This is a genomic window from Thermogemmatispora sp., from assembly GCF_042408735.1.
Classification (GTDB): Bacteria; Chloroflexota; Ktedonobacteria; order Ktedonobacterales; family Ktedonobacteraceae; genus Thermogemmatispora.
On sequence record NZ_JBHOQV010000123.1, the window covers coordinates 1 to 13,165 of the forward strand.

Consider the following 13,165-nt stretch of genomic DNA (forward strand, 5'->3'; position numbering starts at 1 on the left):
TCAACGTGGCTCTTCCTCTTTCCATCAACCCTTAGAGCAGCTGTTACCTTCCGCGTTGCTGGAAACGGCGGCCCGAGCGCAAAGGCGCGTCGAGGCGGCGTCTCCGCTCGATGGAGCAGGACTGATCAAAGCGGCCACCCAATGTGCAACCCGCTTGAAGCGCATGCGGCTGATGCAGCTCAATACGGAGCTGCGCTATTTGATCCAGGAGGCCCGGGAAACGGGGGACCTGACCGCAGTGCACGAGCTGGAGCGTCAGCTGCAGGAAATCCACCGGCAGATCCGCGAGATTCACGTGAAGACGAATCTGCAGGGATGAAAATCCTCAAGCCCAGATGTTAGATGGGTGAGGTGGGATAGCCTGGGTAGGGGAGTGGGGTGGGCGGGCGGCGATGATCAGCATCGCATAGCGCTATTATCTTACTCTTTATTTTCAGAGAGCAGGGTCAGTCTCTTTATTCGTTATTCATTGCGGACCCGTTTTCTGAAGGGGGAGCCAGAATGGTGAATCAGAAGCAGGATGTCATGACGAGATCGCGGAATGAAGAGGTGCATACTGAACAATTGAGCGATGTATATGAGCCTTTCGAGGCGGACATGCTCCTCGAAGACTCGCACCGTGTTTTTGACGATATCGATTCACTAGGTCTGCGTGCTACCACCGCTGGTAGCCTTGTCACGGCTGCCGATGACGGTGAGTCATATGACCTGTTCTCCAAGTTACAGGACGAAGAAACCATGGATGCCCTGGATACCAAGGAGCCACCGGCAGACTGGGAACCCGGACCGGAGGACGAGGTCGACGTAGAGGCGATGACCGGGGCCAAGTGGGATGATCTCCAGGACGGCCTTGGAATCGTTGTCGCCGACCTCGAAAATAGCCTCGACGATCCGGTGCGCATGTACTTGCGCGAGATCGGGCGGGTTCCTCTGCTGACCGCTGAGGAGGAGGTCCGCCTGGCGCGGCTGATGGAGCGGGGCAAGGCTGAGGCTGCCAAGCCTAACCCGAATCGGCGCATTATCGAGGAGGGTGAGGAGGCTCAGCGGCGCCTGACCGAGGCTAATTTGCGCCTGGTGGTGAGCGTTGCCAAAAAGTACATTGGCCGGGGCATGAGCCTGCTGGACCTGATCCAGGAGGGCAATATTGGCCTGATTCGTGCCGTCGAAAAGTTCGACTACACCAAGGGCTACAAGTTCAGTACCTACGCCACCTGGTGGATTCGCCAGGCCATTACCCGTGCTATCGCCGATCAGGCTCGCACGATCCGCATCCCGGTTCACATGGTCGAGACCATTAACCGGCTGATCCGCATTAGTCGCCGCCTCTTGCAGGATCTCGGACGTGAGCCAACTTCGGAGGAAATCGCCGAGCAAATGGACATTAGCCCCGAGAAGGTGCGTGAGATCATCAAGGTCAGCCAGGAGCCAGTGAGTCTGGAGACGCCGATCGGCGAGGAGGAAGATAGTCACCTGGGTGACTTTATCGAGGATCACACGGCCCTTGCTCCCGCTGATGCGGCCAGCCATCAGCTCCTGAAGGAGCAGGTTGAGGATGTGCTTGCCAGCCTGACCGAGCGCGAGCGGAAGGTGCTCCAGTTGCGCTTTGGTCTCGATGACGGTCGGAGCCGTACGCTCGAAGAGGTTGGCAAGGAGTTTCATGTAACGCGCGAGCGCATCCGCCAGATCGAGGCGAAGGCTCTGCGCAAGCTGCGCCATCCCAGCCGCAGCCGTAAGCTCAAGGATTATCTCGATTAGCTTCTTCCCAAGGTAGCTATGGGGCGCGTTTAACGCGCCCCTACTTTTTTGGGTGATGTGGCTGGGCCAGGCCGGTCAGCCTCCGGCCCAGTCCAGCCCGGTCTATTCTATTCCCTCTGCAGCGCTCTTTCTCGCGTGATCCGGTCTTAGCTCACATAGATGCTGCCTTCGATCAAACCCTCCATCTCCCCTTTGGGGTCGCGCATCATCAGTTCCAGGACGGCTTTGTAGGGGTCGTAACTCTCGAACAGGACGAGGGCGAGCTGCTGGGTAATGGGCATTTCAACACTGTAGCGCTGGGCTAGCTGGAGGGCGGCACGGGTGGTATAGACACCTTCGGCCACGCTGTGCATGGAGGCCAGGATGTCGTCAAGCTTTTCGCCTGCAGCCAGGCGGCGGCCAAGTTGGTGGTTGCGGCTCAAGGGGCTGGAGCAGGTGGCCACTAGATCACCTAAGCCTGCCAGGCCGGCAAAGGTCAACGGATGTGCCCCAGCAGCGGTGCCGAGCCGCGTGATCTCTGCCAGACCACGGGTGATGAAGGCGGCGCGGGCGTTCTCGCCGTAGCCCATGCCGTCATTGATGCCTGCTCCAATGGCGATGATGTTCTTCAAGGCTCCGCCCAGCTCAATCCCGATGATGTCTTGGGTAGTGTAAACCCGGTAGCGCGCTGTGCTCAGCAGGGTACGCAGGTAGATGGCGGTAGCCCCGTCTTGGGCTGCTACCACGGCAGCTGTGGGTTTCCCCTCGGCGACTTCGCGCGCGAGGTTGGGACCGCTGAGGGCGGCAAGACGTGCACGAGCCTCCGGTAGCTCTTCGGCCAGCACCTCCGACATACGCTGGAGCGTGCTGAGCTCGATCCCTTTGCTGGCACTCACGACGATGGCGCCGCGCTCCAGATAGGGGGCTAGCTGCCGCGCGTTTTCGCGCATGCGCTGTGAGGGTGTGACCAGGATGATGACGTCGCGATGGCGAACGGCTTTTTCCAAATCGGCGGTGACTCCTAGATGCTCGGGAAAGCGAAAGCCGGGCAGGAAGAGTCTATTTTCACGCAGACGCGCCATGTCGGCGGCCCGCTCGGGTCGATGCTCCCAGAGGACCGTATCGATCCCTTTGTCGGCCAGCAAAAGCGCCAGCGTGGTTCCCCAGGCACCACTGCCAATCACTGCAACGGATGCCATTGTCCTCCTCTCCTATGCTCGGTTGCCCGCAGGCTCGCTCGCTGAAGGGCTATGGGCTGTCTCTCATTGTAGCACAGGGGAGGTGACGGTCAACCTCGTGTCTCTACTGAGGGGCCTGGCTCCCCTCTCTTTCCCACCACTTCCTCCGCCGCGACACCACGCGAGCAACTCTCTCTGTCTAGCGCTCGCGCTTCCTGGCCCGGCGACCCTCTGCCATGCGTTGCTCGCTTTCTCCGCGCAGAAATGGCCCAATGTCAGCAGATTGATGATCACATGAATAATAGTGCTTGAAATAGTGACGCAGCTCTCTCAGAACTTTACTCGTCTCGTCAGGTGAGGCTCCGTGGCGGTAGAGACAGGCTTTCCACTGCAGTCGCTGGATATACTTTTTCCCTGGCTCTCCGCATTCTTTACATAGGAGATCTTCGATACATTGGCGAGTACGGATGAGCTGGGCAGCGGCCTCCTCGACGCGGCTATGCTTCAGCTCAACCAGGCAGATGGTGCGTTCTGGAGAGCCATCCCGGCTGTAGAAGATGAGGCCATCGCAGCGGCGATCGCCGTCTCTGATGCCCAGGCTGCGGAGCAGCTCACGGGCCTGATCGCTACCGTCGTCGAGCTGGAAACAGAGAATGACCTCGCCGGCGTAAGGGTCGTCCAGATGGCCAAAGTTGGCTTTCGCCTTCTGATTTTTAGGTGCGATGACGACCTTGTCTCCCTTTTCGCCGTTGATACATTTTGAAGAGTTTGCGCCGATGAGCAGCAGACGTGTCAGCGGCATAGCGTGTCAGCTTCCTTCCTGCTGAACTGAAGGGTGATCTTTTTCTCCCTTACCCTTAATCGGCCACTTCGAAGTGGATGCGCTCGACGAGGCGCGTCACTTCGCTAAAGGTGCGCCAATGAATGATGCCCTCTTCATCGAGGATATTGACAGCCTCGCCATCGTCGCGGATGTGGTAGACGGCGACCTGATTCTGAGCGAGAAAGGCCTCTTTGCGCTGAAGGAAAAAGAGCGAGGCCAGCTCATCGTGACGCTCCTGCGGGTGTCTGGCGGCGGCCAGCAGATTGATCAAGTGATCAATCATATAGGTGCTGTGAGTAGTTATCATGATCTGCAAGCCGGCATTCACCAGCATAGCCAGCAGCTCGATCATTTTGACCTGAGCTTCCGGGTGGAGGTTCATTTCCGGCTCATCAATGACGAGCAGCTCGCCCGGGCGAGCCAGATAGCGCAGATAGAGGGCCAGCGAAGAAAGCTCCTTCACCATCGAGGAGGAGACGGATAATTCCAGCTCTGTTCGGGGCGTCGGCTCAGGAGAGGCGGCCATTGGGATAGGGCAAAACAGAATCTCGCGCGCCGTGCCGGCTTCGGCGGGGGTAAAGTCGAGTGTTCCCTCCAGAATCTCCTCTTGCAGAAGAGCGCCCAACTCCAAGTAAGGGCTGCGACTGGCTGCAGCCTGGTCCTCTACCTGGCTCAGACTCAGGCTACTCTGGCGATGGAAGCGCCAGACGATCTCGACGAAGTCGGCGATGGGCACAGGCACGAGACGCGGCTGTTGCTCTGAGAGGGCTGTCAGCAAGCGCTCCAATAAACCTCTGGTATCGGTTGTCCGGTGGCCTCGTTTGTTCCTCACTGAAGGAGGTAAAGAGATAAAGCGCTCGTAGATAATGCTGCTGCGCTCGGTCGGGAAATAGCTGATATTGCGCCAGAAGGCCTGGAGGATCTCGCGGAAGACGATGCCATTCACGAAGCCCGCGATTTCTCGACGGGGAAGGCGCTCGCTCACATTCTGGCCTGGGTAGAAATAGAGGCGGGCCTCTCCACTCTCCTTCAAGGCTTTCAAGGGGGCATCCTCCTTGTCTCCCCCGATATAATCGCTGACGCTGGCCAGGAGCAGCCTTCGAAGGAGCTCCGGCTTAAATGCTGCGATATCGATGCTGAGAGTCAACTCCTCGAAACGCGCGTGGTCGCTGCCCAAGAAGAGCGGCAGCCATTCCGGTACCCCCAGGAGCAGGTCGTTGAGGAAACGCTCGGCGTGCTCCTCGGCGAAGTCCAGCAGATCGAGGAACCCACTGCTCTGCTCGGCAACGCGCCGTACCAACTGATCGAGAGGGCGATACTTCTGGCGCGTCTGCCCACTCAAGTAGGCGCTGAGGTAGCGGCTCCAGCTATAGCGCCCGAGGGAGCCTGCAATCGTATAGGCCAGCCAGGTTTTACCCGTATTGTTCTTCCCGACAAAGACCGTCAGGGGCTTCATGACGATCTCTGCCCGTCGCAATGGGCCGAGGTTACAAACTGTGATCTGCATCGCCTTCCTCCTCGAACGCCCTTCTGATCCTATGAGGAATTATAGCACAAAGCAGGCTCCCTCTGCACCAAGCATGCGCTATTTTAATGATCGATCGCGATCTGAGAGAGAACGGAAGCGCTAGCTGTTTTCTGCTGGACTTTTATGCTGGCGCTCTGGTTTCTGATTGTTCTGATACACCTCGGGCTTCAAGACGCCGATGTAGGGCAGATTGCGGTAGCGTTGGGCATAATCGAGGCCGTAGCCAACCACAAACAGATTGGGGATACGAAAGCCGATGTAGGCCAGCTCCAGGGACTTAGCGCGTTCGCGCTCCTTGTACAGCAAGGTACAGACGCGCAGGCTCAGTGGATGTCGCTGGCGCAGGAGGTCTAGCATATAATGCAGCGTCAGGCCGCTATCCACGATATCCTCGACAATCAGCACATGCTTCTGATCGATTGGCCCCTCCAGATCCTTGAGGATACGCACCACACCACTCGACTGCGTGGCATTGCCGTAGCTAGAGACGGCCATATAGTCGATTTCGTGCAGCATATCAATCGCGCGCGAAAGATCGGCGATGAAGGGAATGGCACCCTTCAGAATTCCCAGGAGCAGCAGGTTCTTCCCCTGGTAATCCTGGGTGATCTGGCGTCCCAGTTCCTTGACTTTCTCCTCAATCTGCTCCTGAGTAACGAGAATCTCTTCGATATCCTCGTGCATAGTTTTTCCCTTCCCGAAGAATAGCAATGAAAAAGCGCTGCTCGCCCTAGCGGCTGATGCTGAGCTGGACAATGCGGCGGGTAGTACGGCTGAGGCGAACGGACTCAGCCAGGCAGAGGCCAGCGACCCAGATGCAGCGCGAGTCGACGAAGAAGAGCGGGAGCGTATCCCGTTCTGAGCGCGGGACGTGGGCGTCGACAAGTACATCCTGGACCTTACGGCTCTGCTGCATGCCCAGAGGCTGAATACGATCACCCGCCCGGCGCGTGCGCACCTGCAACAGTGGGCCAGCGGCCTCGCCGTCGATATATACAAGATAGCGTGTCCGTGGCAGAAGGTGCCAGACCGCTTCCCAGTCTTCACGCGCCAGCGCCTCCAGTGCTGCCTGCTCGACCTCGGGGGCCAGTGGCATCGCCCGAGCGCGCCAGGGGGTACCGGGAACCTGGCCTTCCCCTGGAACGGGTAACAGGAGCGTCTCGCCACCTGCAGTGGTCTCAGAGGTCTGCCGACGCAGAGAATGGTGGAAGAGACGCAGCTTTGACCCGCTGATCTGCAGCTGTAGCTGACCTGGCAGATCCAGCGAGCGCTCGGCCCGCGAGCGCTGGGCCTCCTGCAAGAAGGCTGTAAGCAGAGCATAGTGGCGCGGCTCTAACGGGGACTGCCCTCCACAGAGCAGGGCCGTGGCGCGACGAAGCAGGTGACGCTGCAAACTGAGTGGCTGCGCAAGCAGCGCCGGCACAGTCATGGTCACCTCTTCCGCGCTGGCGCTGGTTACTATTGCCGACCAACTCTGCGAGACACAGCTTTCTATCCATTCCAGGTCGACACGAAGAACCTCAGCGCTACGGCGCAGCGTTTCGCGGATACCCGAATTCAGTTGTTCAAGGAGCGGTAGCAGCTCATGACGGACACGGTTGCGCAAAAAGCGCGGGTCACGATTACTCTCGTCTTCGAGGGGCTGGAGGCCCTGCTGCTGGCAGTAGGCCAGAATCTCGGCCCGGCTCACTTCCAGTAAGGGGCGGATGATATCCTGCTGGCGGGGAGCCATACCAACCAGTCCCGCCAGGCCACTGCCACGCAGCAGGTGAAGCAGAATCGTTTCCACTTGGTCATCAGCCTGATGGGCAACGGCGATGAGGCGGCCCCGGGCTACCTCGCGTAGAAAGGCATAGCGTGCCAAACGAGCGGCCTCCTCAAGCGAGCGTTTCTCTCGTCGCGCCAGGGCCGGGACATCCACGCTACCGATGGTCAAAGGAATGCCCCATGTAGAGACCAGCCGGGCGACAGAGAGGGCGTCTCGCTCGCTCGCCTCGCCGCGGAGACGGTGGTTAAGGTGGGCGGCCAATAGACGCACCGTGGGAAAGGGCCTACCCTCGCCACAGAGCGAGCGCAGCAGGTGAAGCAGACAGAGCGAATCAGCCCCACCCGAGACAGCGACTATGATCTCACTCTGGGGAGGAAGCAGGCCGTGACGGGCGATGTAGGCGGCCACTCTGTCTGTGAGCATCTCACTGGTTGCTGGCGCAGATCCCACGTTCCACCTCCGCCGTCTATGGATAATCGCATGCCCATGTGATAGGATATATACGCAAATTATATAACATTGACTGCCAGACTGTGGCTGTGTGGCAATTCATTCGGGATACGTCTCGGGAAAAGAGCTATGGCGATTCGCAAGATCATTACGGCTGAAAACCCAATCTTGAGGCAGAAAGCCAAGAAGGTACACCGCTTTGAAGCCTCCATGAAGCGGCTGGTGGAGGACATGTTTGATACCATGCATGCCGCGCATGGGGTGGGCCTGGCTGCTCCCCAGATCGGCCTGTCGATTCGCGTCTTCGTCGCTGAGTACGAGGACCACAAAGTGGCGATCTTCAATCCAGAGATCACCAAAGCCGAAGGGGAGACGCTGGGAACAGAGGGATGCCTGAGCATTCCAGGCTACGTCGGAGATAACATCAGACGAGCCGAAAAGGTAGTGGTCAAAGGTCAGAACGTCGAGGGCAAACCGATCAAGGTGAGTGCTGAGGGCTGGTTTGCTCGTATTCTGCAGCATGAGATCGACCACCTGGATGGCATCCTCTTTCTGGACCGTCTCGATCGCCCTGAAGACCTGCGTCCGGCGCGCGAGGGGGAGATCGAGGAGCCGGAACCAGAGGTCGTCTAAGGCCAACGGGAGGACCCGCACCAGCAAGGAATAGGGCGTTGCGTTGACGCTGGCGCGGGCCCTTCTTTCACTTTCCTGCTCTGCGCGCTTGTCTCGGCAGGGCTGCCAGCTTCTGTGGTGCGACTCGGGCTGGCTAAAGGAACCCCTGTCGACTAGCCCTGTCGTTGCTGCTTGCGTAACATCGGCATCGGTTGCTGGCCTAAAAGGCGCTCGCACTCGCGACAAATGTAGAAGCCTTCCTCTCGCCAGCGCAGCTCGCTCAAGCGATAGTGCAGATAGCAGATGCCGCAGCGCGTACTATCGGGCTGGCTGGCTATCTGCCGGTCCCGCTCAAACAGGGCGCGTAGTTCTGCAATGAGGCCGTTGAGGTCAAAAGAACCAGCAGATCCGCGTCCACTGGCGCTCTGTGACACTGATGCTGGTGTTGCGCCGTTCGTCGTGCGCCCTTCACGCCGATGTGAAAAAGAGCTGCCGCTGGCCGAAGCACCATTGCCTGAGCCTGGTATTGGATGGCTGCTCACTGCCAGTATTCTCCCCCTTTATGCCGGCGATGCAAGAATAGCTATTATCTGTAAATTATATACCTCGTCGAAGCTCTTCGTCTAGGGCCGCTGCCGCGCGAGAGCTGCGCTCTGATGGGACGCTATGCGAGCACGCTATAGTTCCTCGCTCCTCTCCCTTCCCTCCATCTCTGGCGCTCTGCATCCTGGCTGCCAGACCTTTGCTGTCCTTTCAGAAAAGAGAAATCTCCTCCAGCAAGTATTGGTTCTATCTCTTCATGTATCTTTGCCTATCTATCTTGTACAATACTCCTGATTGAGATCCTGGCTGCCAAGAAGCTGGCAGCTAGAGCGTTCTATCTATAGGGGAGAAGATAAGGGGGAGGCTCTTCTGAAGAGCGTGGAAGGAGGGAATGGCCTGTTCGGCCTGGACCGTGAAGGAAGCGAAAAAAATCGAACGCCATGCGTATCGCTGTGCTATGATAGACTTTGTTATGGCAGCGCAGTGATATTCGACTCGGGGACAGGATGCCTGCTATGAATCGCTATATAACAACCTCTGCCGGAGCCAGCGGCAGTTATGGGCGGGAGAGAAAGGCCAACTCAAGAGGGTTGTTCCCTCTACTCGTGGTGATGTTCTGCTTCATCTGCGGGCCATCGCTCATACTGATTGCTCTGGGAGGGTCAGCGGTGCGCGCCGAGGGTGTGCCGGGGGGCAATATCCAGGACCCGGCGGTGAAAGCGGTTGATATTGCCCGACCAGCTGTTGTGCGCATCGTTACCCAAATTAACGGGCGGCTCACGGTGCAATTCCCCAATGGGCGCAGCGCGACCTTCCCGCTCGATGGAGGCAGCTATGGCCTGGCCGCCCTTGGGACGGGGACCTTTATCAGCGCTCACGGTGATATCCTCACAGCTGATCACGTTATTAATCCTCCTCATAGCGATGAGCTCAATGCTGTACTCATCAGAGCCGCCGCTCCCGACGTTACCGCCTACTACAATAGCGTGCTAGCGCGTGGCAATCAGCTCAGCGCCGACCAGGTGGCGCAAGATCTACTCAGTGGTCAGTTTCCCTCTACGCCCAGCTATGCGCCTCCTGTAAGTGCCGTTTACCTCAGCACTGACTATAGTGGTCCTTTAAGTGCGGCCCGCTTGCGTGATGTGCCAGCTCTCTATTTTGCCCGCGTTGACCGCGTTGAGCAAGAAAGTCCCCCCAACCAGAAGGACACTGCCATTATCCATGTGGCTATGGAGGATACACCCAGCGTTGAACTCGGCGACTCCTCTGCTGTCCAGGTCCAGGACAATCTCACTATTATCGGTTTTCCAGGCAATGCTGATGTCAGCATGCGCCCGACAGACTTTCTGACTTCATCGGTGAATCGCATCTTTGTCAGCTCTATCAAGACAACCGACAGCGGAGCGCAAGTCATTCAGGTGGGGGGCAATGTAGAGCAAGGTGACAGCGGTGGGCCAGCCCTCGATAGTCAAGGTCATGTAGTGGGGATTGTCAGCTTTGGCACCCCTGGGGGGACCAGTTTTCTGCAGGCCAGCAATAGCGCGCGAGCTTTGTTGCAGAATCTTCACCTGGATACTGAGCCGGGGCCATTCCAGCGGGCCTGGAGCCAGGCGTTCAACGATTATGCCTCGACTGCTCCTGGCCATTGGCATCGTGCGGCTCAGGAGTTTGCCACCCTGGCAGCTCGCTATCCTGCGTTCAAGGCAGTGATGCCCTACCTGACCTATGCCAGGCAGCAGGCTGCTCACGAGCAATCATCGGGGACGACAGGCCAGAGCCAGGGTCTGCCGTTGCTCCTCGTAGTGATTGGGGGCGTGGGGGCTCTGATCATAGTGCTGCTGCTTGTGGGGGCCATCTTCCAGATCAGGCGCCGGCAGGCAAGCGTATCCCCAGTCGTGAATGCTGCGAGCGGTATCCTGCTCCATCCCTCTGGCCCGGCCCATAGAGGGCCAGGCCAGGGCGCGCTGCCGGGATTGCCATCGGCTGCTGCTCCCTATGCCTCGATGCCACCAACTGGGACGCAGCCGCCGCAGACTACAGCGAGGACCGCGGCGCCCGCCGGGCCATCGGCTCCTCCCCACTCGCCGAGACCGTGGCCTCCAAGTCCTGGCAGTCAGTTCTCCGGGCTTCCCCGGCAGCCGGCAGCATCGTCGTCAGCCCCTGGTTCTGCATCTTCTTATCCCTCCCCAGACCTGGAGGATGAGAACACGCTGGTACCGTTCGGGGGCCCTCCACGAAGTGCTGGCAGCAGAGGTCAGCCCTGGCTCTCCAAGGGAGACCAGGCTGCTCCTGCCTCAACCGCTGGCGGAAACCAGCCTGGGCTTCCGCCAAGAAGGAGTGAGGCCTCCTCGTCCTCAGCGCCTGCCCAGGCCCAGGCTGCTAGCGCGCCTTCTTCAGGGCCTGAGCCGCCGACAACGACAGAGCAGCTGCGTCCCTGGCCCTGTGGTCACATGAATCGTCCCCTCGCACGCTACTGCAGCACCTGTGGAGAGCCAGCGCCGCCACCGCCGACAGTGCGACGCATCGAGCAGTGGACCGATCGCCAGGGCCAGTACCAGTAGCCAGGGACTGAAGAACGAGGACCAACCGAACCAAAGCACAAAGGCACTCCCCCACTGGGGGAGTGCCTGCCTTTCTCTTGTTGCCTCTCTCGCGTCATCGAATAGCGCCAGGCCAGGCAAGCGAGAACCGGATAGCTTCTTCTATAGAGAAGCTCAGCTCTCCTGGCGCGCCGCAAGCGAGGCTCAATCTGGTAGAGCGCCGTTGGCGTTTAGGCGCCCATAATATGGTAGCCGGCGTCCACAAAGAGCACCTCGCCCGTGATCCCACGGGACAGTGGGCTGCAAAGGAAGAGTGCAGCGTCGCCGATCTCACTCTGCTCAATGTTACGGCGTAGAGGTGCTACCTCCGTCATGTGGTCGCGCATGGTCGTAAAGCCGGGAACGCCGCGGGCGGCCAGCGTATTCACCGGCCCTGGCGAGACGGCATTGACCCGGATATTGAAAGCACCAAGCTCGTAGGCCAGGTAGCGCACGCTACACTCCAGAGCCGCTTTGGCCACAGCCATCACATTGTACTTAGGCATCACCCGCTCGCTGGCGATGTAAGTAGCGGTCAGAATGCTGCCACCGCCGCGCGCCTGCATCAGGGGCACAGCGCGCCGTGCCAGAGCCACCAGTGAATAAGCACTGATGTCCAGAGCGGTCGAAAAGCCCTGACGGCTGGTCTGCCAGAAAGGATTCTCCATATCCTCTTTCGGCGCAAAAGCGATCGAATGAATCAAAATATCGAGGCCGCCGTCGAAGAGTTCCGCCGCCTGAGCGAAAGCGGCATCAAGCTGCTCATCGCTTTGGACATCGCAGGGGATCAGCGGCGTGCCTGGTACCTTATCGGCCAGCTCCCGCACAAACTTTTCCATGCGCTCCTGATAGGTCAAGGCCAGACGGGCGCCCTCGGCAGCCAGGGCCTGAGCGATGGCCCAGGCGATCGAACGATGGTTGGCCACACCGAAAATAAGCGCGTTCTTTCCTTCCAAGAGAGGCATAAGGTCTTACTCCTTCCTTATGGGTAGGGACTGACTCATCGACAGTCTGAGCTATCAACCAAACAAGCAAGCAAGGATAATAGCGGCAGAGAGAAGGCATCTCTTCGGTCACGAGGAAGAGGCCTACTCGACGGGATAGCCGGAAAGCAGCCAGCCATGCATGCCAGAGGCCAGATTATAGACCTGCTGGAAACCGAGCAGTGAGGCGATCTCTGCAGCGATGGCGCTGCGCTGGCCGACGGCGCAGACAAAGATCACCTCCTGTGAAGGGGAAAGAGGCAGCTCCCGCAGGGCCTGGCCGAAAGCATAGATACCACTGAGAGGGAGAAGCGTGGCACCGGGAATATGGCCCTGCTGCCACTCAGTGGGCCAACGCACATCGATCACGTGGGCGCCGCGTGCCATCAGCTCTTTGGCCTCGGCGGGGCCAATCGTTTGATAGGGCTGGGAGGCCGCCATTTCATACTCGTCAGCGGACATTGTACTGCTCCTTTTCACGCTGATCAGCTTCGTACTGCTCCAGCCAGATCTGGCCCAGCATCGTCTGACTAATCATATACTCATCTCCCACAAAGGTCATCGTCAGCAGCCCCTGATCCTCCATCTCACGGAAATCGTCTGTCACCAAGAAATACCTGCGCAGCATGCGAGAGAGGTCGCTTTCTGGCAGATGCTTCCAGATGCGTAGCTCGCGCAGAACGGCGGCGTACTTCTCGCTGCTATCATCGATAGCCCGCATACTGCTTACTCCTTCCTGCTGGCTGGGGCGCTCCACACTGTCCGTCCGAGCTTGTGGCAGCGGGAGCCGACGTGATTGAGCCACTCACCACTACGAATGGAGGGCATTCGGCGTTGCGGAACAGCAGAGCGACCTGCTTCCGAGGAGAGTGTAGCAAATGCAGGGACGAGCCGCAAGCCTCGACGTTGAGAGGTAACTATGCTATAAAAAAACAGCATAGCGAGCCTCACTCACAGCCCTTACAAG

13 protein-coding genes are annotated in these 13,165 nt (G+C 59.0%); 4 read left to right on the forward strand and 9 right to left on the reverse strand.

Annotated features, from left to right (window positions below; translation table 11 throughout):
* Together ACFMO7_RS11040 and rpoD are read left to right on the forward strand one after the other, a co-directional pair.
* A partial coding sequence (locus tag ACFMO7_RS11040; RefSeq protein ID WP_376795544.1) for a hypothetical protein occupies positions 1-319 on the forward strand: 319 nt, incomplete at its 5' end.
* A 206-nt stretch (positions 320-525) separates the two neighbouring features.
* Positions 526-1,755, forward strand: a complete 1,230-nt coding sequence (rpoD, locus tag ACFMO7_RS11045; RefSeq protein WP_084659122.1) for an RNA polymerase sigma factor RpoD — start codon at positions 526-528, stop codon at positions 1,753-1,755.
* A 146-nt stretch (positions 1,756-1,901) separates the two neighbouring features.
* Here rpoD and ACFMO7_RS11050 read toward each other — a convergent pair whose 3' ends face one another.
* The 5 genes from ACFMO7_RS11050 to tilS all read right to left on the reverse strand — a co-directional run bounded on the left by ACFMO7_RS11050 (position 1,902) and on the right by tilS (position 7,454).
* Entirely contained in the window at positions 1,902-2,933 is a 1,032-nt protein-coding gene (locus tag ACFMO7_RS11050) for an NAD(P)H-dependent glycerol-3-phosphate dehydrogenase (protein ID WP_376795545.1), read from the reverse strand.
* Between the two features lie 178 nt (positions 2,934-3,111).
* Complete coding sequence (locus tag ACFMO7_RS11055; protein WP_376795546.1) at positions 3,112-3,714, reverse strand: hypothetical protein; 603 nt, start codon at positions 3,712-3,714, stop codon at positions 3,112-3,114.
* 55 nt (positions 3,715-3,769) lie between these two features.
* The gene (locus ACFMO7_RS11060; RefSeq protein ID WP_069805810.1) at positions 3,770-5,242 is read right to left on the reverse strand and encodes an AAA family ATPase; all 1,473 of its coding nucleotides are present in this window, start codon (positions 5,240-5,242) and stop codon (positions 3,770-3,772) included.
* A 120-nt stretch (positions 5,243-5,362) separates the two neighbouring features.
* Positions 5,363-5,947 (reverse strand): hypoxanthine phosphoribosyltransferase, encoded by a 585-nt coding sequence (gene hpt / locus ACFMO7_RS11065; RefSeq protein WP_069805811.1) that lies wholly within the window; start codon positions 5,945-5,947, stop codon positions 5,363-5,365.
* Positions 5,948-5,993: 46 nt separating this feature from the next.
* The gene (gene tilS, locus ACFMO7_RS11070; protein WP_376795547.1) at positions 5,994-7,454 is read right to left on the reverse strand and encodes a tRNA lysidine(34) synthetase TilS; all 1,461 of its coding nucleotides are present in this window, start codon (positions 7,452-7,454) and stop codon (positions 5,994-5,996) included.
* A gap of 156 nt (positions 7,455-7,610) precedes the next feature.
* On the opposite strand from tilS, the gene def reads away from it, so the two are divergent.
* Positions 7,611-8,114 carry a peptide deformylase gene (gene def / locus ACFMO7_RS11075; RefSeq protein WP_069805813.1) on the forward strand — a complete coding sequence of 168 codons (504 nt, stop codon included), beginning with the start codon at positions 7,611-7,613 and terminating at the stop codon, positions 8,112-8,114.
* Positions 8,115-8,266: 152 nt separating this feature from the next.
* Here def and ACFMO7_RS11080 read toward each other — a convergent pair whose 3' ends face one another.
* Positions 8,267-8,635, reverse strand: coding sequence for a hypothetical protein (locus ACFMO7_RS11080; RefSeq protein ID WP_069805814.1), 369 nt, complete (start codon positions 8,633-8,635; stop codon positions 8,267-8,269).
* Between the two features lie 516 nt (positions 8,636-9,151).
* Between ACFMO7_RS11080 and ACFMO7_RS11085 the strand changes: the two genes are divergently transcribed.
* Positions 9,152-11,197 (forward strand): trypsin-like peptidase domain-containing protein, encoded by a 2,046-nt coding sequence (locus ACFMO7_RS11085; protein WP_376795548.1) that lies wholly within the window; start codon positions 9,152-9,154, stop codon positions 11,195-11,197.
* Positions 11,198-11,406: 209 nt separating this feature from the next.
* Here the strand turns inward: ACFMO7_RS11085 and ACFMO7_RS11090 are convergent, their stop codons facing one another.
* The 3 genes from ACFMO7_RS11090 to ACFMO7_RS11100 all read right to left on the reverse strand — a co-directional run bounded on the left by ACFMO7_RS11090 (position 11,407) and on the right by ACFMO7_RS11100 (position 12,919).
* Positions 11,407-12,180: an enoyl-ACP reductase gene (locus ACFMO7_RS11090; RefSeq protein ID WP_376795549.1), complete on the reverse strand. Its 774-nt coding sequence runs from the start codon at positions 12,178-12,180 to the stop codon at positions 11,407-11,409.
* Positions 12,181-12,303: 123 nt separating this feature from the next.
* Positions 12,304-12,660, reverse strand: a complete 357-nt coding sequence (locus ACFMO7_RS11095; protein WP_084659121.1) for a rhodanese-like domain-containing protein — start codon at positions 12,658-12,660, stop codon at positions 12,304-12,306.
* Entirely contained in the window at positions 12,650-12,919 is a 270-nt protein-coding gene (locus ACFMO7_RS11100) for a hypothetical protein (protein WP_069805817.1), read from the reverse strand. Before ACFMO7_RS11100 ends, ACFMO7_RS11095 begins: the two co-directional genes overlap by 11 nt.
* Between the last annotated feature and the right edge of the window lie 246 nt (positions 12,920-13,165).

Bases quoted from the DNA above. Each gene is read 5' to 3' on its own strand.
- ACFMO7_RS11055 (WP_376795546.1), bottom strand. From the start codon at position 3,714: ATGCCGCTGACACGTCTGCTGCTCATCGGCGCAAACTCTTCAAAATGT.
- ACFMO7_RS11060 (WP_069805810.1), bottom strand. From the start codon at position 5,242: ATGCAGATCACAGTTTGTAACCTCGGCCCATTGCGACGGGCAGAGATC.
- ACFMO7_RS11095 (WP_084659121.1), bottom strand. From the start codon at position 12,660: ATGTCCGCTGACGAGTATGAAATGGCGGCCTCCCAGCCCTATCAAACG.
- hpt (WP_069805811.1), bottom strand. From the start codon at position 5,947: ATGCACGAGGATATCGAAGAGATTCTCGTTACTCAGGAGCAGATTGAG.
- ACFMO7_RS11100 (WP_069805817.1), bottom strand. From the start codon at position 12,919: ATGCGGGCTATCGATGATAGCAGCGAGAAGTACGCCGCCGTTCTGCGC.
- ACFMO7_RS11050 (WP_376795545.1), bottom strand. From the start codon at position 2,933: ATGGCATCCGTTGCAGTGATTGGCAGTGGTGCCTGGGGAACCACGCTG.
- ACFMO7_RS11090 (WP_376795549.1), bottom strand. From the start codon at position 12,180: ATGCCTCTCTTGGAAGGAAAGAACGCGCTTATTTTCGGTGTGGCCAAC.
- rpoD (WP_084659122.1), top strand. From the start codon at position 526: ATGACGAGATCGCGGAATGAAGAGGTGCATACTGAACAATTGAGCGAT.
- def (WP_069805813.1), top strand. From the start codon at position 7,611: ATGGCGATTCGCAAGATCATTACGGCTGAAAACCCAATCTTGAGGCAG.
- ACFMO7_RS11085 (WP_376795548.1), top strand. From the start codon at position 9,152: ATGAATCGCTATATAACAACCTCTGCCGGAGCCAGCGGCAGTTATGGG.
- tilS (WP_376795547.1), bottom strand. From the start codon at position 7,454: ATGCTCACAGACAGAGTGGCCGCCTACATCGCCCGTCACGGCCTGCTT.